This is a genomic window from Pseudoxanthomonas suwonensis (assembly GCF_000972865.1).
Lineage (GTDB): Bacteria > Pseudomonadota > Gammaproteobacteria > Xanthomonadales > Xanthomonadaceae > Pseudoxanthomonas > Pseudoxanthomonas suwonensis_B.
The window spans coordinates 3,534,803-3,552,986 of sequence record NZ_CP011144.1; the positions used below are offsets into that span (position 1 = coordinate 3,534,803).

Below are 18,184 nucleotides of genomic sequence, written 5' to 3' on the forward strand. Positions count from 1 at the left end.
CCCGGCCATGTCGACCGCTCCGGTCATCGAAACCCAGCGGCTGGTCCTGCGCGTCCCCCAGGCCGGCGATTTCGACCGCTACGCCGAACTGCTGGCCGACGAGGAGGCCTGCCGCTACATAGGCGGCCACCAGCCGCGCGCGGCGGCCTGGCGCAAGTTCCTGCAGATGCCGGGGGCGTGGGCGGTGCAGGGCTTCGCCATGTTCTCGGTGGTCGAAAAGTCGTCCGGGCTTTGGCTGGGCCACGTCGGGCCGTGGCGCCCGGAAGACTGGCCGGGCACCGAGGTCGGCTGGTCGCTGCACCCCGATGCCTGGGGCAAGGGCTATGCGACCGAGGCGGCGGAGGCAGCCATCGACTGGGCTTTCGCGCAGTTGGGCTGGGACGAGGTGATCCACTGCATCGACCCGGCCAACGCGCCGTCGTGGCGGCTGGCCATGCGCCTGGGTTCGCGCAACCGCGGGCCGGGTCGCGTGCCGCCGCCGTACGAGGACGCGACGATCGACATCTGGGGCCAGACGCGCCAGGAGTGGTCCGCGCGAAGGGAACGCGGCGGATGATCACCGTCTACGGCATGTCCATGTCCGGCAACTGCTACAAGCTGCGGCTGCTGCTGGAGCAGCTGGGCCGCGACTACCGCTGGGTCGAGATCGACAGCGCGCGCGGCGGCACCTGCACCCCGGAGTTCCTGGCGAAGAACCCGAACGGCAAGGTGCCGGTCATGGAGCTGGAGGACGGCCGCGTCCTGGCCGAATCCAACGCGATCCTGTGCTGGCTGGCCGAGGGTGCCCAGGGTCCGCACGGGAATTTCCTGCCCGACGACGCCTGGCTGAAGGCGCAGGCCCTGTCCTGGCTGTTCTTCGAGCAGTACAGCCACGAGCCGTACATCGCCGTGGCCCGCTTCATCCGCGGCTGGACCCCGGCCGATTCGCCGCGCCGCGCCGACCTGCCGCGGCTGCGCGAGCGTGGCCACCAGGCGCTGGCGGTGATGGAACGGCACCTGCAGTCGGCCGACTGGTTCAGCGGTCAGGGCTACGGCATTGCCGACATCGCCCTGTTCGCCTACACCCATTGCGCCGCCGACGGCGGCTTCGACCTGGCCGCGTACCCGCGCATCGGCGACTGGCTCGCCCGCGTGCGCGCGACGCCGGGTTTCGTGCCGATGCCGGACCTCGACGACGAGGCGGTGGCGCGGCTCGCCCTTCCGGACTGACTTCGCATGAACGGTTCCAGCAACGAGCGCAGCCCCATTCCGGCCTCGACCCTTCCTGCCTGGAAACGGGGCATCAACCGTGCCGAGATCTGCGACCGCAACTTCGGCGAGTTCGTGCGCGCCTGGCGCGGCACGCCGGCGCCGAGGCCGCGCGACGGCGACCCGGTCCTGCCGGGCAGCGCGCTGGACGCGCGCGGTTTCCGCGAGTTGCTCGAATCGCAGCTGGTCAGCCGCCACCTGGACCTGATGGCGCGCGTGCTGCGCGTGCAGAACAAGGTCTTCTACACCATCGGCAGCAGTGGCCACGAGGGCAATGCGATGGTGGCGCGGCTCACCCGCCACACCGACCCGGCGTTCCTGCACTACCGCAGCGGCGGCTTCATGGCCGAGCGCTTCGGCAAGCTGCCGGGGATGGACCCGGTGATGGACTCGGCGCTGAGCTTCGCCGCCAGCGCCGAGGACCCGGCCTCCGGTGGCCGGCACAAGGTCTGGGGCAGCAGGCCGCTGTGGGTGCTGCCGCAGACTTCGACGATCGCCTCGCACCTGCCCAAGGCGCTGGGCACGGCGGTGGCGATCGAGCAGGCGCGCCGGATCGGCCACGAACTGCCGGTGCCGGCCGACAGCATCGCGATCTGTTCCTTCGGCGACGCCAGCGCCAACCACGCCACCGCGCAGACCGCGTTCAACGCCGCAGCCTGGACCGCCTACCAGAAGCTGCCGGCGCCGGTGCTGTTCGTGTGCGAGGACAACGGCATCGGCATCTCGGTGAAGACCCCGGACGGCTGGATCGGCACCCGTTTCCGCGCGATGCCGGGGCTGGACTACTTCGCCGCCGACGGCCTGGACCTGGCCGCGGGCTACGGCCAGGTCCAGGCGGCGGTCGAGCACTGCCGGCGCACCCGGCGGCCCACCTTCCTGCACCTGCGCACGACCCGGATCATGGGCCACGCCGGCACCGACTTCGAGATCGAATGGCGCAGCATCGAGGAACTGTGCGCGGTGGAGGCGACCGACCCGCTGCTTCGCAGCGCGGCCATCGCCTTGGAATCCGGGCTGATGACGGCCGGGGAACTGCTCGCGCTGTACGAATCCACCCGCCAGCGCTGCTTCGCCGCGGCCGAGGAGGCCGACCGCCGGCCGAAGCTGGGTTCGCTGGCCGAGGTGATCGCGCCGCTGGCGCCGTACACGCCGGACGCGGTGCAGGCCGAGGCGCGGCGCGCCGCGCCGGACGAGGCGCGGGTGGCCGCCTTCGGCGGCGAGGACAAACTGCCGGAGAAGCAGGCCCCGCGCCACCTGGCGATCCAGATCAACCAGGCCCTGCACGAGCTGCTGGCCAAGTACCCCGAGTCGCTGCTGTTCGGCGAGGACGTGGCGCAGAAGGGCGGCGTCTACACCGTGACCAAGGGCCTGCAGAAGGCGTTCAAGGGCGCGCGGGTGTTCAACACCCTGCTGGACGAAACCATGATCCTCGGCCTGGCCCAGGGCTACGCCAACATGGGCATGCTGCCGCTGCCGGAGATCCAGTACCTGGCCTACTTCCACAACGCCTGCGACCAGATCCGCGGCGAGGCGGCCAGCCTGCAGTTCTTCAGCAACGACCAGTACCGCAATCCGATGGTCGTGCGGATCGCCGGGCTGGGCTACCAGCGCGGTTTCGGCGGTCATTTCCACAACGACAACTCGATCACGGCGCTGCGCGACATCCCGGGGATCGTGGTCGGCTGCCCCTCGCGCGGCGACGATGCGGTCGCCATGCTGCGCGCGCTGGCGGCGCTGGCCAAGGTCGACGGGCGCGTGGCGGTGTTCCTGGAGCCGATCGCGCTGTACATGGCCAAGGACCTGTACGAGCCCGGCGATGGCCAGTGGCTGTTCCCCTACCCGGAGCAGGGCAGCCAGGCAATCGCGCTGGGCGAGGGCCGGGTGTACGCGTCCGGGTCGGAAGACGGGGCCGACGACCTGGTGGTGTTCACCTACGGCAACGGCGTGCCGATGAGCCTGCGCGCCGCGCGCCGGATCGAGGCCGCGCACGGCTGGAAGGTGCGCGTGGTCGACCTGCGCTGGCTGGTGCCGCTCGATGCGGCCTTCATCGTCGGCCAGGCGAGCAGTGCCAAGCGGATACTGGTCGTCGACGAGGGCCGGCGCAGCGCCGGGGTGGGCGAGGGCGTGGTCACCGCGATCATCGAGGGCGGCTTCGGCGCGCGGCCGTTCCGCCGCGTGGTCGGCGCCGACACCTACACGCCGCTGGCCGGCGCCGCGTTCCTGGTGATCCCGGGCGAGGACGACATCGTCGCCGCGGCGGCGGAGCTTGCCGGCTGAGTCGAGGACGGGCGATGCGGAATTGCCCATCGTGGCTCCGCGTCGCCCTGCCGCCGTCGTCCCCGCGAAGCGCTTTACAGCAGCCGAGGTGCTTCACAACAGCCGAATGGCTGGTCATGGCTGATCACGCCGGGACGACGGGCAGATTCGATTTGCCGGGTTTCCGCATCTTCACCTGCCGCCCGCACCCGCCTGCCTAGCATCCATGGACCCTCCCCACAGGAGCACAGCCATGGACACTCGCAAGGTCGCGGTTTTCGTCGGCAGCCTCCGCAAGGACTCGTTCAACCGGCAACTGGCCCGGGCGCTGGAGCGGCTGGGCGAGGACCGGCTCGAATTCGACCATGTCGAGATCGGTGGCCTGCCGTTCTACGACCAGGACTTCGACGAGGACTACCCGGCCGAGGGCGTGGCCCTGAAGCAGCAGGTCCGCGCCGCAGACGCGGTGCTGTTCGTCACCCCGGAATACAACCGCTCGGTGCCCGGGGTGCTGAAGAACGCCATCGACCTGGCCTCGCGCCCCTACGGCGACAGCGCCTTCGCCGGCCTGCCGGCGGCGGTGATCGGCGCCTCGCCCGGCGCGATCGGCACCGCGATGGCCCAGCAACACCTGCGCAACATCCTCTCCTACCTGGACATGGCGGTGCTGCCGCAGCCGGAGGCCTACCTCCAGTTCAAGGACGGATTGATCGACGACGAAGGCCGGGTGACCAATCAGGACACCCGCGAGTTCCTGGAGGACTTCGTCGACGGCTTCGTGGAGTGGATCGACCGCCAGCGCGGCTGAGCCTGCGCCGTCAGCCGGGCCGCAGCTGCGCCAGCCCGGTGCGCAGCCGCTGCAGCGGGGTCGGGTCGACCGGGCTGGCATCGGTCAGGGCCGCGGCCAGCGCGCGCCGGAACGGCGGCAGGCCGGCGCCGGCGCGCAGGGCCGCGCTGCGCAGCCAGCGCGCCGGCAGGCGTTCGTCGGTGTACAGGCCGACGATGGCGCGGGTGGCCTGGAACAGCGGCCAGCTGCCGCGCCGGTGGCGGCGCTCGTAGCGGGCCAGCAGCGCCGCATCGCCCAGGTCGCGGCCGCGGGCGATCGCGGTGGCGGCCAGGTCGGACAATCTCTCCACGCTGGCCAGGCCCAGGTTGAAGCCGTGCGCGGTGACCGGGTGCATGCCCACCGCCGCGTCGCCGGCCAGGGCCAGGCGCGTCCCGGCGAAGCGGTGCGCCCAGGTCGCCACCAGCGGATAGACGTGGCGGCTGCCGGCCAGTTCGATGCGGCCGAGGCGGCCGCCATAGCGGCGCTGCAGTTCGGCGGCGAAGGCGGCCTCGCCGGCGCCGGCCAGGGCGCGGGCCTGCTCGCCGGGCAGGGTGACCACCGCGCCGGCCAGGTGCTCGGACAGCGGCAGCAGGGCCAGGGTCTGGCCGAGGCCGAACCATTCCCAGGCCGCGTGGTCGTGCGGCAGTTCGTGGCGGATCCGGCACACCAGCATGCTGCGGCCGAAGTCGTGCAGGTCGGCGCCGATGCCCAGCGCGCGCCGGGTCTCGGAGTAGCGGCTGTCGGCGGCGACCAGCAGGCGTGCCTGCAGGCGGGTGCCGTCGTCCAGCTCCAGCCGGGCCGCGTCGGCGCCGGTGTGGATCGAGCGCAGCGTGGCCGCGGCGTACAGGTCGATCCCGGGCGCCTCCTGCACGGCCAGCCAGGCCGCGCGGCGGATCAGGTGGTTGGCGACCAGTTCGCCGAGCCGGTCGCCGTCGGCCGGGGCGACCCGCAGCTCCTGCGGCAGGTCGCGGTCCATCACCCGCGCGGAGCGCAGCGGGTAGGCCTCGCCGGCCGGGAGGTGGCGCCACACGCCAAGTTCGCGCAGCAGCCGGACCGAGGCGTGGGTGAGGGCGATCTCGCGGCCGTCGAAGGCCGGATCGGCCAGCGCGGCTTGCGGCTGCCGCTCGACCAGCGCGACCCGCAGGCCCTGCAGACCGAAGGCCCGGGCCAGGCACAGCCCGACCGGGCCGGCGCCGACGATGGCGACGTCGTGGTTCATCTGCATCCTCCTGTGCGTTCCTTCGGGGTGGCCGGGCCAGTCTAGGCGCGCCGCCGCCGCGCGCCCTGATCGAGGTCAAGCCCGACCGCAGCGGAACGCATCGAGGCCCTGCGGAGACCCGCATCCGGCCGGCTATACTGCACGGTCCGAACTCCAATGACGGACTTCGCCTTGCTTGTGAATCAATCACTTGCGGCGAATTTCGAATAAACCACTTCATTCCGGTGGCGCATTGCGCCGCGACACCCGGGGAATCGACCGCCGCATGCGCCTGTCCACGATCAAGCTGTCCGGATTCAAGTCCTTCGTCGATCCCACCACGCTGCACCTGCCGACCAACATGACCGGCGTGGTCGGGCCGAACGGTTGCGGCAAGTCCAACATCATCGACGCGGTGCGCTGGGTGATGGGCGAAAGCTCGGCCAGCCGCCTGCGCGGCGATTCGCTGACCGACGTGATCTTCTCCGGCTCGGCCGCGCGCAAGCCGGTCAGCCAGGCCACGGTCGAGCTGATCTTCGACAACTCCGACCACGCCATCGCCGGCGAGTACGCCGCGTTCAACGAGATCTCGGTCAAGCGCACGGTCAGCCGCGACGGCCAGAGCCAGTACTACCTCAACGGCACCAAGTGCCGCCGCCGCGACATCACCGACCTGTTCCTGGGCACCGGCCTGGGCCCGCGCAGCTACTCGATCATCGAGCAGGGCATGATCAGCCAGATCATCGAGGCCCGGCCGGAGGACCTGCGCGTGTACCTGGAGGAGGCCGCCGGCATCTCCAAGTACAAGGAACGGCGCAAGGAGACCGAGACCCGCATCCGCCACACCCGCGAGAACCTGGACCGGCTCAACGACCTGCGCGAGGAGGTCGACAAGCAGCTCGATCACCTGCGCCGCCAGGCCCGCCAGGCCGAGCAGTACCAGGCGCTGCAGGCCGAGCGCAAGGTCAAGGACGCCGAGTGGAAGGCGCTGCAGTTCCGCGCACTGGACGTGCAGCTGCAGGGCCTGCGCGAGCGGCTGGCGCAGGAGGAGACCAAGCTCGAGCAGATCATCGCCGGCCAGCGCGAGGCCGAGCGCGAGATCGAGACCGGCCGCGTGCGCCGCGAGGAAGCGGCCGAGGCGCTGAACAAGGCGCAGGCCGAGGTCTACCAGGTCGGCGGCGTGCTGGCCCGCATCGAGCAGCAGATCCAGCACCAGCGCGAACTGGCCAGCCGCCTGAACCAGGCACGCGACGAGGCCGCCACCGCGCTGGCCGAACTGGACCAGCACATCGGCGACGACCGGCAGAAGCTGGAAGTGCTGCGCGCGGCGGTCGAGGAGGCCGAGCCGCGGGTGGAGCAGCTGCGCGAGGACGATGTGTTCAAGCAGGAGGCGCTGCGCGAAGCCGAGGCCGCACTGGCCGACTGGCAGCAGCGCTGGGAGACCCATGGCCGCGAGGCGGCCGAGGCGGCGCGCGCCGGTGAGGTCGAGCGCACCCGCGTGGACTACCTCGACCGGCAGTCGCTGGAAGCCGACCGCCGGCGCGAGGCGCTGGCCGCCGAGCGCAGCGGCCTGGACCTGGAGGCGCTGGCCGAGGCCTTCGAGCAGGCGCAGGTCCAGCACGAGACCCAGAAGGCCGCGCTGGACGGCCTCAACGAGCAGCTCGACGCGCGCAAGCAGGCGGTGTCGGCGCTGCAGGAACAGCAGCGCGGCGCGCAGTCCGAACTGGCCGAGGTGCGCAAGCAGGCCCAGGCCGCGCGCGGCCGCCTGTCCTCGCTGGAAACCCTGCAGCAGGCCGCGCTCGGCCAGGAGCAGGGCGCGGCGGTGGCCTGGCTGAAGGCGCGCGGGCTGGATTCGGCCGCGCGCGTGGGCGAGCGGCTCACGGTCGAAGAGGGCTGGGAGAACGCGGTCGAGGGCGCGCTGGGGCAATTGATCGAGGGCGTGCTGGTCGATGCACCGGAGCAGCTGGTGGAAGCTCTGGCCGACCTGGGCGAGGGCCGCATCGCGCTGGTCGCCGACCAGGCCGGCGACGCATCGTTCGCGCCGACCTCGCTGGCGGCCAAGGTGCGCGGTCCGCTGGCGTTGCGCCGCCTGCTCGCGCGCCTGCACGCGGCCGAGGACCTGGCCGAGGCCCGGCGCCTGTTGCCGCAGCTGGGCGAGGGCGATTCGATCATCACCCGCGGCGGCGAGCGGCTGGGCGAGGGCTGGGTGCGCGTCTCGCGTTCCGGCGCGGCCAAGCAGGGCGCGCTGCTGCGCGAGCGCGAGATCCAGTCGCTGCGCGCCGGCATCGAGGAACTGCAGCAGCGCGAGGCCGAGCTGGACCATCGCCTGGCCAGCCTGCGCGACCAGCTGCTGGCGGCCGAGCAGCAGCGCGAGGACGCGCAGCGCCAGCTGTACATGGCCCACCGCAGCGTCTCCGAGCTGGCCGGCCAGCTGCAGAGCCAGCAGGGCCGCATGGACACCGCGCGCCAGCGCATCGAGCGGATCGAGAACGAACTGGCGCAGCTGGTCCAGATCCTGGACGGCAGCCGCGAACAGGCGCGCGAGGCGCGTTCACGGCTGGAGGACGCGGTGGTGCGCATGGGCGACCTCGAGTCGGCGCGGCAGGCGCTGGAGGCCGAACGCCGCCAGCGCACCGAGGCCCGCGACCTGGCCCGCGACGCCGCCCGCGCCAGTCGCGACGCCACCCACGCACTGGCGCTGGGGCTGGAATCGCAGCGCACCCAGATCGCCTCGCTGACCCAGGCGCTGCAGCGCATGGACGGCCAGCGCGGGCAGCTGGACTCGCGCCTGGGCGAACTGAGCGCACAGCTGAGCACCGGCGACTCGCCGGTGCAGGCGCTGGAGACCGAACACCAGACCGCGCTGGCCGAGCGCGTGCGCGCCGACCGCGTGCTGGGCGAGGCGCGTTCGGTGCTGGAAGGCATCGACCACGAGCTGCGCGGCTTCGAGCAGGCGCGCCAGCAGCGCGACGAGCAGTCGCTGGCCCAGCGCGAGCGCATCGGCCAGCGCCGCCTGGAGCAGCAGGCACTGGCGCTGAAGGCCGAGCAGATCGTGCAGGCCGTCACCGGCGAAGGGCTGGTGCTGGAGGACGTGGTCAACACCCTGCCCGAGGTCGCCGATCCGGCGCAGTGGGAGCAGGCGGTGGGCCAGATCGACGCGCGCATGCGCCGGTTGGAGCCGGTCAACCTGGCCGCGATCCACGAATGCGGCGAGGCCGAGCAGCGCAAGACCTACCTGGACGCGCAGAACACCGACCTGACCACCGCGCTGGAGACCCTGGAAGAGGCGATCCGCAAGATCGACCGCGAGACCCGCGGCCGCTTCAAGGACACCTTCGACCGGGTCAATTCCGGCATCCAGCAGCTGTATCCGCGCCTGTTCGGCGGCGGCCATGCCTACCTGGAGCTGACCGGCGAGGACCTGCTCGACACCGGCGTGGCGATCATGGCCCGGCCGCCGGGCAAGCGCGTGTCCAACATCTCGCTGCTGTCCGGCGGCGAGAAGGCGATGACCGCGGTGGCGCTGGTGTTCGCCATCTTCCAGCTCAACCCGGCGCCGTTCTGCCTGCTCGACGAGGTCGACGCGCCGCTGGACGAGGCCAACGTCGGCCGCTTCACCGGCATGGTCAAGGAGATGAGCGAGAAGGTGCAGTTCCTGTTCGTCAGCCACAACAAGGCGACGATGGAGGCCGCGCACCAGCTTTCCGGCGTGACCATGCGCGAGCCGGGCGTGTCGCGCCTGGTCAGCGTGGACCTGGAGGAGGCGGCGCGCCTGGCCGGCGCGGCGTGAGTGCCGGGGACGGGCGCGGGGTTTTTCCGCGGCCGCTCCTCGTGACATGCTTGCAGCATCCCTGACCCCCGGCGGAGACGCGTTCCATGTCCGACAAAGACCTGCTGCGCATCGGCATCCTGATCGTCGGCCTGCTCCTGCTGGTGGCGATCTGGTTCTTCGGACGGCCGCGCAAGGAGCAGCAGGGAACGCGCCGCGAATCCCGCCAGTCGCCGGCGATGACCTCCGAGTACGGCCGCGCGCGGCAGGAGCCGTCGCTGGACCAGGCGCCGCCGGCCGACGGCGACGATGGCGACTACAGCGGCGAAGAGGTCAGCCAGCCGGAACTGGGCCTGGGCGCCGGGGCGGCGCCGGCGTCGAGCCACCTGGGCCGCCGCGAGAGCCAGGACTTCGACAAGATCGTCTCGCTCTACGTGGCCGCGCGCGCCGGCAGCGTGCTGCGCGGCGAGGACATCGTCGTCGCCGCCGAGAAGACCGGCATGGTCTTCGGCCACATGAACGTGTTCCACCGCCTGCTGGAAGGACACCCGGAGCGCGGCCCGGTGTTCAGCATGGCCAGCATCATCAAGCCCGGCAGCTTCGACATGGCCCACATCCGCGAGCTTGAGACCCCGGCGATCGCCTTCTTCCTGACCCTGCCGGCGCCGGTGCCGGCGCTGGATGCCTGGGAGAAGATGCTGCCGACCGTGCAGCGCCTGGCCGAACTGCTCGACGGCGTGGTCCTGGACGACAGCCGCAACGCCCTGGGCCGCCAGCGCATCGCCCACATCCGCGACGAACTGCGTGCCTACGACCGCCAGCACGAGGCGCCGCCTCTGACCAAGGCGCCACGCTGGTGAACGCGGCGGTGACGCGCCGGTGACGGTGCGCGGCATCAGCCACGCGACCTTCGTGGTCGCCGACCTGGAGCGCACGGCGCGGCTGCTGCGCGAAGGGCTGGGCGCGCGCGAGGTCTACGACAGCGCCGGCCGCGAGCATTCGCTCTCGCGCGAGAAGTTCTTCCTGCTCGGCGACCTGTGGCTGGTGGCGATGGAAGGCGGGCCGCAGGCCGAGCGTTCCTACCGGCACCTGGCCCTGGCCGTCGACGCATGCGACCTGCCGGGGTACCGGCAGCGGCTGCAGGCGCTGGGCGTGGAGGTCCTGCCGGGGCGCGGACGGATCGACGGCGAGGGCGAGTCGCTGTACTTCCGTGACCACGACAACCACCTGTTCGAGCTGCACGCCGGCACGCTGGAGCGCCGGCTCGCCGCCTATGCCGCGGCCGATGCGACCGTCGCGCCCGCGGCCGCCACCTGAGCGAAGGCGTCGCGGAATCGCGCCATTTCCTCGCGCGTGCCCACCGTCACCCGCACCCGCTGCGGCCATACCGGCCAGCTGCGGCCGACCACCACGCCCTCGGCGGCCAGCGCCCGGGCGAACGCGGCACCGTCGCCGCGCACGTCGACCATGAAGCAGTTGGCCTGCGAGGGCAGGCAGGGGTAGCCGCGCGCGGCGAGCCAGGCGATGGTCTCGTCGCGGACCGCGGCGTTCTCGCGCTTGCGCGCCGGCACCAGCGCCGGTTCGCGCAGGCTGGCCAGGCCGGCCGCCAGCGCGGTCACCGGCAGCGGATTGCTGCCGAAGGCCGCGAGCCTGGCCAGCAGGTCCGGCCGCCCGAGCGCCAGGCCCAGGCGCAGCCCGGCCATGCCGTAAAGCTTGGAGAAGGTGCGCAGCACGACCAGCTCGCCGCCGGCACGCACCTGGTCGAGCATCGACGGCGCGTCGGCGTAGTGGATGTAGGCCTCGTCCACCAGCAGCACGCTGCCGGCCGGCTTGTTCGCCAGCAGCCACGCTATGTCGCCGTGGGCGGTGACCGAGCCGGTCGGATTGTTGGGGTTGCAGACGTAGAGCAGCCCGGCCTGCGGATCGGCGGCGGCCATCGCCCGCACGTCGTGGCTGCCGTCGGCGCGCAGCGGTATGCGGTGCACCGGCGCACCATGGGCGGCGGCGGTGTCGGCCACCGCATCGAAGGTCGGATCGGGGACCACCACCGCGCGCCGCGGCGAGGTGAAAGCCAGCGCGGCGCGGTCCAGCGGGTCGCTGGAGCCGGCATGGACGGCGACATGGTCCACCGGCAGCGCGTTCTGTGCGGCGAACTCGGCGGCCAGCTCGCCGCGCAGGCCGAACTGGTAGCGGCCACTGGATGGCAGGATCGCGCGCACCGCTTCCTGCGCGGCGGGCGAGGGGCCGAGCGGGCATTCGTTGAAGTTGAGCATCACCGGTGCGGCCGGCGCGGGGGCGGGCCGTGCCGCGGCCGCGGCAGTGCCGGCGGACGGGAGCAGGGCGCCGGCCGCAGCCAGGCCGGAACCGCGGAGGAAGCTGCGACGGGAGACGGCGACGGACATGCGGGCGGAACCGGCAGGGAAGGGAGCAGCGCCAAGCTAGCGCCGACCCGGGCGCGGCGGCAAGGCGGCAGCGACGCCTGTCGGACATCACGCCGCGGCGGGTAAGATCGCGTTCCCGCACGCAGCCGCTTCCGCATGACTTCCGCACCGGCTCCCGCCGAACGTGCCGCCGATCTCCGGCGCCGCATCGAAGACGCCAACCGCCGCTACCACGAGCTCGACGCGCCGGACATCACCGACGCCGAGTACGACGCGCTGGTGCGCGAGCTGGAGGCGCTGGAGGCCGCGCATCCGGAGTTGGTCGCGGCCGATTCACCGACCCGGCGGGTCGGCGCGGTGCCGACGGGTCGCTTCGCCCCGGTGGTGCACGCGGTGCCGATGCTGTCGCTGGGCAATGCGTTCGAGGACGGCGAGGTGGCCGACTTCGTGCGCCGCATCCGCGAGCGGCTGGACCGCGAAGACCTGGTGTTCTCCGCCGAGCCCAAGCTCGATGGCCTGGCGATCAGCCTGCGCTACCAGGACGGTGCGTTCGTGCAGGGCGCCACCCGCGGCGACGGTGCCACCGGCGAGGACGTCACCGCCAACCTGCGTACGATTTCCGTCATCCCGCAGCAGCTGCACGGCAGCGGCTGGCCGAAGGTGCTGGAAGTGCGCGGCGAGGTCTACATGGCCCGCGCCGACTTCGAGCGCTGGAACGAGCAGGCGCGCCTGCTCGGCGGCAAGGTGCTGGCCAATCCGCGCAACGGTGCGGCCGGCTCGCTGCGCCAGATCGATCCGAAGCTGACCGCGCAACGGCCGCTGAGCTTCTACGCCTACGGCGTCGGCCTGGTCGAGGGCGGGGTGCTGCCGGGCACGCACTCGGCGACGCTGGCGAAACTGCGCGAGTGGGGCTTCCCGGTCAGCGACCTGGACGCGGTGGTGCACGGGGTCGACGGCCTGCTCGGCTACTACCGCGGCATCGGCGAGGCCCGCGACGGCCTGCCGTTCGACATCGACGGGGTGGTCTACAAGCTCGACGACTACGCCGGCCAGCGCGAGATGGGCTTCGTCTCGCGCGCGCCTCGCTGGGCCCTGGCGCACAAGTTCCCGGCCCAGGAGCAGACCACCGTGGTCGAGTCGATCGAGGTCAACGTCGGCCGCACCGGCGCGGTCACGCCCTGGGCGCTGATGCAGCCGGTGCAGGTGGGCGGGGTCACCGTGACCCGCGCCACCCTGCACAACGCCGACCACGTCGCCCGGCTGGACGTGCGCAACGGCGACACGGTGATCGTGCGCCGCGCCGGCGACGTGATCCCGGAAGTGGTGCAGGTGGTGGCCGACCGGCGCCCGCCGGACGCGGCGCCGTGGACGATGCCCACGACCTGCCCGGTGTGCGGCTCGGAGGTGGTGCGCGAGGAGGGCGCGGCGGCATGGCGCTGCTCGGGCGAACTGAGCTGCCCGGCGCAGCTGGTGCAGTCGCTGTTCCACTTCGCCTCGCGCCGGGCGATGGACATCGACGGCCTGGGCGAGCGCTATATCGAGTCGCTGGCCGAGTTCGGCTACCTGCGCGACGTGTCCGACCTGTACCGGCTGACCCTGGACGACCTGCTGGAGATGAAGCGCCGTGCCGACGAGCGCGACGACACCACGCCGGAGACGGTCAAGGCCGGCAAGGTCGCGACCAAGTGGGCCGAGAACCTGCTCGAGGCGATCGACCGCAGCCGCGGCACCACCCTGGCCCGGTTCCTCAACGCGCTGGGCATCCAGCACGTGGGCGAGAGCACGGCCAAGGCGCTGGCGCAGTGGTTCGGCGACCTGGACCTGGTCCGTCGCCTGCCGTGGCCGCTGTTCAAGCGCGTGCCCGACATCGGTGGCGAGGTGGCGCGGGCGATCGGCCATTTCCTCGACCAGCCGGGCAACCAGCAGGTGATCGACCGGCTGCTCGAGCGCGGGGTGCGCATCGACGATGGCCACCCGCCGGATCCGAGGCTCGGCGAGGGACTGGACCTGGCCACGCTGCTGGTCGACCTGGAGATCCCCAAGGTCACGCCGGTGCGCGCCGCGCAGCTGGGTGCGGCCTTCGCCGACGCCCAGGCCTTGCTGGACGCGCCGGTGCACAACCTGGTGACCGCCGGCCTGCCGGCCGAGACCGCCAGTGCGCTGGCCGCCTGGCTGGAAATCGATGCCAACGCCGACCTGCTGCTACGCAGCGCCCGGGCGCAGGAACGCCTGCGCGGGATGTTGCCGGCGCGCGCCGAACAGGCTGCCGGTCCCTTGGAGGGCAAGACGGTGGTGCTGACCGGCACACTGGAATCGATGGGCCGCGACCAGGCTAAGGAAAGGCTGGAAGCGCTGGGCGCGAAGGCCGCTGGCAGCGTTTCCAAGAAGACCAGCTTCGTGGTCGCGGGTGCGGAGGCGGGTTCCAAGCTGACGAAAGCCGAGGAGCTGGGCGTCGAGGTCTGGGACGAAGTGCGCCTGCTGGCGTTCCTCAAGCAACACGAGTGAGGCGATGGACCACGCACGACGCTTGCGCCAGGAATCCACCGATGCCGAGGCCCGGTTGTGGGCGAGGCTGCGCAACCACCAGTTGGGAGCTAAGTTCCGTCGGCAGCACCGGGCTGAAGGGTTCATCCTCGACTTTGCCTGCGTGGAGCAGTTGCTGGCGGTCGAGCTGGAAGGTGGGCAGCATCTGGAGCAGCAGTCCGCCGATGAAGAGCGTACGCGGCGATTGCAGGACGCGGGTTGGCGGGTCGTGCGCTTCTGGAACGATGAGGTGCTGGTGCGTACGGACGAGGTGGTCGACGCGATCTGGCAGGCACTGCAAAAAGCGCCCCCTCACCCCAGCCCTCTCCCCCGCAAGGGGGGGAGAGGGAGCCAGACGCAGGCTATGCAAGCCAAACAGGAGAGCCGGGGTTCTGCCCCCTCTCCCCCGCTTGCGGGGGAGAGGGCTGGGGTGAGGGGGAGCTCCTGGCCCCCCACCGCCGATATCGAAGCCCTCCGCCTCCGCGCCCGCCTCTACACCCTCATCCGCACCTTCTTCGCCGAACGCGGCGTGCTGGAAGTGGAAACGCCCGTGCTGTCGGAAGCCGGCAACACCGAGCCCAACATCGACAGCTTCACCACCCGCTTCAGCGGCCACCGCGACGCCGGCGCGCCCGAGCGCTGGCTGCGCACCTCGCCCGAATACCCGCTCAAGCGCCTGCTCGCGGCCGGCATCGGCGACTGCTACGAACTGGGCCGGGTGTTCCGCAACGGCGAGGCCGGTGGCCGCCACAATCCCGAGTTCACCATGCTCGAGTGGTACCGGGTCGGCTGGGACCACCTTCGCCTGGCCGACGAGACCGTGGCGCTGGTGCAGGACGCCCTGGCCCTGGCTGGGCGCCGCGCCGACGTGGTGTCGACGACCTACCGCGAACTGTTCCTGCACGCGGCCGGCGTCGATCCGTTCGCCGCCGATGATGCGCAGCTGCGGCAGCCGCTGGCCGGCATCGGCATCGACGGCGACGGGCTGTCGCGCGACGACTGGCTGGACCTGCTGATGACCCACCTCGTCCAGCCGCATTTCCCGGCCGACCGGATCACCGTCGTCCACGACTGGCCGGCCACGCAGTGCGCGCTGGCGAAGATCCGCGAGCCTGCGCAGGCCGGCGGCGCCCCGCCGGTGGCCGAACGCTTCGAGCTGTACCTGGGCGCGTTCGAACTGGCCAACGGCTACCACGAGCTGACCGACGCCCACGAACAGCGCCGGCGCTTCCTGCGCGACGGCCAGGTACGCGCCGGCCGCGGCGCCGTGCAGCCGCCGCTCGACGAGCGCCTGCTCGCGGCGTTGCAGTCGGGCCTGCCCGACTGCGCCGGCGTGGCCCTGGGCGTGGAGCGCCTGCTGATGGCCCTGGCCGGAACCGACCGGATCGCCGACGTGCTGGCCTTCGATTTCGGCTGCGCCTGAGGCAGCGGGCATTCACCGGATTTTCCGGCGGCGGGGACACAATCCGGTCGGACAAGGACCACTCGGAGGGGGCGGTGCGGATGGAAGCGGAGCAGGGCCGAGGAGCGTTCGCCGGTTGGCGCAGGGGCATGGGCCTGGCGGCTTGCGTGTGTGTCGCCGCGCTGTCCTGGGCCGGGCCGGCGTCGGCGGCCAGCGGCAAGGTGGTGCGCTGCGAGTCGGAGGAGCTGCGCCGCGTGCACTGTCCGATGGACACCGGCAATGGCGTGGACCTGGTCCGCCAGCTGTCCGGGAGCGCCTGCATCCGCGAGGTGGACTGGGGTCTGGACACGCACGGCGTGTGGGTGGCGCGCGGCTGCCGCGCCGAGTTCCGTGCGCGCGATGCCGGGGCGACCGTGGCCCGTCGGGTGATCCGCTGCGAGTCCAGCAGCGGCCGCACCCGCAGCTGCGCGGTCAGCCTGCGCGGCGCGCCGGTGCGCCTGCTGCGCCAGTCCTCGGTACTGCCCTGCCGCCGCGACGAGAGCTGGGGCGTGGGTCGCAACGAGGTCTGGGTGTCGCGCGGCTGCAAGGGCGAATTCGAGATAGGCGACCGCGACGGCGGCTTCCCACCGGGCCAGCGGCTGCTGACCTGCGAGTCCAAGGACCGGGTGCGGCGCGACTGCGGCACCACCGTCGAGCACGGCGTGGTCCTGCTGCACCAGCTGTCGGGCATGCCGTGCGAGGAAGGCGTGAGCTGGGGATGGGGGGCCGAGAGGGTCTGGGTCGACAAGGGCTGCCGGGCGCAGTTCGGGGTGGAGTAGGAGGGGGCGCCACGGCGATGTCCCTTGGCATTCTGCGTCACGCGTGTTGCAGGAGCCCTGCTTGCCGGCGACCCGGGCGTCGGAATCATGGGGGCGTCGCTTGGGCCGAGGTCGTCGCGTCGCCGGCTGAACCCGGCTCCTACAACAGCCACGGCGCGGCCGCTCTCTGTAGGAGCCGACTTCAGTCGGCGACGCGGGCGTCGGGATCACGAAGGCGTCGCCTGTGCCGACGGCGTCGCGTCGCGGGCAAGCCCGGCTCCTGCACATGAAACGGGGCCAGTACGCATGCCGGCTACAATGCACGTATGGAAACCGCCCTCGACTTCGACCGCTACGACCACATCCGCCCGATCCTCTGGACCGGCGAGGCGCTGGAACTGCTGGACCAGCGCAAGCTGCCGTTCGCGGTCGAGCACGTGGCCTGCCGCGACAGCGACGAGGTCGCCCAGGCGATCCGCGATCTGGCCGTGCGCGGCGCGCCGGCGATCGGAATCGCCGCGGCCTGGGGGGTGGTGCTGGCCGGCCGCGCGGTGGAGGCCGACGACGGCGCCGAAGCGCTGAGCAGGCTCGAACCGGCGCTGCAGCGGCTCAACGCCGCGCGGCCGACCGCGGTCAACCTGGCCTGGGCGCTGGCGCGGATGCGCCGCGCGCTGGACGGCGTGGGCGCGGACTGGCGGCAGGCACTCGAACGCGAGGCGCAGGCGATCGCCGACGAGGACCTGGCCGCCAACCGCCACATGGGCGCGCTGGGCGCGGCGCTGGTCGCGCCGGGCAGCGGCGTGCTGACCCACTGCAACACCGGCTCGCTGGCCACTGCCGGCTTCGGCACCGCGCTGGGCGTGATCCGCGCCGGCGTGGCCGAGGGCCGCATCGGCCGCGTGTTCGCCGGCGAGACCCGGCCGTGGCTGCAGGGCGCGCGCCTGACGGTGTGGGAGCTGCAGCAGGACGGGATCGAGGCCACGCTCATCGCCGACTCGGCCGCCGCGCACCTGATGAAGACCGGGTCGGTGCAGTGGGTGGTGGTGGGCGCCGACCGGATCTGCGCCAACGGCGACACCGCCAACAAGATCGGCACCTACCAGCTGGCCATTGCCGCCCGCCACCACGGGGTGAAGTTCATGGTCGTGGCGCCGTCCTCAACCGTGGACCTGGACACGCCCGACGGCGGCGCCATCGAGATCGAGCAGCGCGACCCGGGCGAGCTGCACGGGGTCGGTGGCGTGCGCACGGTGGCCGAGGGCATCGGTGCCTGGAATCCGGTGTTCGACGTGACCCCGGCGGATCTGATCGACGCGATCGTCACCGAGAAGGGCGTGGTCGAGCGGCCGGACGCGGCGAAGATGCGGGCGCTGTTCGGATAAGGGGGCGGAGGCGATCGAGCACGCTTGCGGTTCTTGGCCTGTTTGAGAGGAATGGGCCGCGATGGCAACCGCAACCGCAAGGGTGTCATTGCCGCAGCGCGCGGCGGCGCGTTCATCGACTTCGGCTGCCGGGACGCATCGTGGCGCGGCTTCGGGCTGAGCCGCGGCAGTGCGGGTGTGTTGCGGTCGGCTCGACGGCACATCCGTGTGCCGACTCGCCGACGCGGCCATCCCTGGCCGCTGCCGCAACACACCCGCACTGCCACGTCTTCGGGAACGTCGAGGTCGTGGCTCCGTTCCGGCGTCCAGAAGCAACAGCCGTCGTTGCGCTGTTCTGTAGGAGCCGGGCTTGCCCGCGACGCGACGCCGTCGGCACAGGCGACGCCCTCGTGATTCCGACGC

The 18,184-nt window shown here is 72.1% G+C and carries 13 protein-coding genes and 1 pseudogene; 12 read left to right on the top strand and 2 right to left on the bottom strand.

Features of this window, described 5'->3' with window-relative positions; translation table 11 throughout:
* The first annotated feature begins 7 nt into the window (after positions 1-7).
* The 4 genes from WQ53_RS14615 to WQ53_RS14630 all read left to right on the top strand — a co-directional run bounded on the left by WQ53_RS14615 (position 8) and on the right by WQ53_RS14630 (position 4,312).
* Complete coding sequence (locus tag WQ53_RS14615; protein WP_052633436.1) at positions 8-556, top strand: GNAT family N-acetyltransferase; 549 nt, start codon at positions 8-10, stop codon at positions 554-556.
* Positions 553-1,209, top strand: coding sequence for a glutathione S-transferase family protein (locus tag WQ53_RS14620; RefSeq protein ID WP_052634114.1), 657 nt, complete (start codon positions 553-555; stop codon positions 1,207-1,209). The genes WQ53_RS14615 and WQ53_RS14620 overlap by 4 nt, the downstream gene beginning before the upstream one ends.
* A 6-nt stretch (positions 1,210-1,215) precedes the next feature.
* On the top strand, positions 1,216-3,525 hold the full coding sequence (locus WQ53_RS14625; RefSeq protein WP_052633437.1) for a thiamine pyrophosphate-dependent enzyme: 2,310 nt from the start codon (positions 1,216-1,218) through the stop codon (positions 3,523-3,525).
* A 232-nt stretch (positions 3,526-3,757) separates the two neighbouring features.
* Complete coding sequence (locus WQ53_RS14630) at positions 3,758-4,312, top strand: NADPH-dependent FMN reductase (RefSeq protein WP_052633438.1); 555 nt, start codon at positions 3,758-3,760, stop codon at positions 4,310-4,312.
* Between the two features lie 10 nt (positions 4,313-4,322).
* On the opposite strand, the gene ubiM is transcribed toward WQ53_RS14630, so the two are convergent.
* Positions 4,323-5,549, bottom strand: coding sequence for a 5-demethoxyubiquinol-8 5-hydroxylase UbiM (ubiM, locus tag WQ53_RS14635; RefSeq protein WP_052633439.1), 1,227 nt, complete (start codon positions 5,547-5,549; stop codon positions 4,323-4,325).
* Positions 5,550-5,814: 265 nt separating this feature from the next.
* On the opposite strand from ubiM, the gene smc reads away from it, so the two are divergent.
* From smc to fosX, 3 genes are all read left to right on the top strand, one after another.
* The gene (gene smc, locus WQ53_RS14640) at positions 5,815-9,318 is read left to right on the top strand and encodes a chromosome segregation protein SMC (RefSeq protein WP_052634115.1); all 3,504 of its coding nucleotides are present in this window, start codon (positions 5,815-5,817) and stop codon (positions 9,316-9,318) included.
* An 86-nt stretch (positions 9,319-9,404) separates the two neighbouring features.
* Positions 9,405-10,157 carry a cell division protein ZipA gene (zipA, locus tag WQ53_RS14645; RefSeq protein WP_052633440.1) on the top strand — a complete coding sequence of 251 codons (753 nt, stop codon included), beginning with the start codon at positions 9,405-9,407 and terminating at the stop codon, positions 10,155-10,157.
* 25 nt (positions 10,158-10,182) lie between these two features.
* Positions 10,183-10,614 (top strand): FosX/FosE/FosI family fosfomycin resistance hydrolase, encoded by a 432-nt coding sequence (gene fosX, locus WQ53_RS14650; RefSeq protein ID WP_162488671.1) that lies wholly within the window; start codon positions 10,183-10,185, stop codon positions 10,612-10,614.
* On the opposite strand, the gene WQ53_RS14655 is transcribed toward fosX, so the two are convergent.
* On the bottom strand, positions 10,569-11,699 hold the full coding sequence (locus tag WQ53_RS14655) for a pyridoxal phosphate-dependent aminotransferase (RefSeq protein WP_052633442.1): 1,131 nt from the start codon (positions 11,697-11,699) through the stop codon (positions 10,569-10,571). The genes fosX and WQ53_RS14655 overlap by 46 nt on opposite strands.
* A 135-nt stretch (positions 11,700-11,834) precedes the next feature.
* On the opposite strand from WQ53_RS14655, the gene ligA reads away from it, so the two are divergent.
* The 5 genes and pseudogenes from ligA (at position 11,835) to mtnA (ending at position 17,782) form a co-directional block, all read left to right on the top strand.
* Complete coding sequence (ligA, locus tag WQ53_RS14660) at positions 11,835-14,183, top strand: NAD-dependent DNA ligase LigA (protein ID WP_052633443.1); 2,349 nt, start codon at positions 11,835-11,837, stop codon at positions 14,181-14,183.
* Between the two features lie 4 nt (positions 14,184-14,187).
* Positions 14,188-14,442: pseudogene (locus WQ53_RS17155) on the top strand (endonuclease domain-containing protein); the annotation flags it as partial.
* A 189-nt stretch (positions 14,443-14,631) separates the two neighbouring features.
* Complete coding sequence (gene epmA / locus WQ53_RS14665) at positions 14,632-15,624, top strand: EF-P lysine aminoacylase EpmA (RefSeq protein ID WP_052633444.1); 993 nt, start codon at positions 14,632-14,634, stop codon at positions 15,622-15,624.
* Positions 15,625-15,752: 128 nt separating this feature from the next.
* Positions 15,753-16,421: a DUF3011 domain-containing protein gene (locus WQ53_RS14670; RefSeq protein ID WP_144409340.1), complete on the top strand. Its 669-nt coding sequence runs from the start codon at positions 15,753-15,755 to the stop codon at positions 16,419-16,421.
* Between the two features lie 305 nt (positions 16,422-16,726).
* Positions 16,727-17,782: an S-methyl-5-thioribose-1-phosphate isomerase gene (mtnA, locus tag WQ53_RS14675; protein ID WP_052633446.1), complete on the top strand. Its 1,056-nt coding sequence runs from the start codon at positions 16,727-16,729 to the stop codon at positions 17,780-17,782.
* The last annotated feature ends 402 nt before the right edge of the window (positions 17,783-18,184 follow it).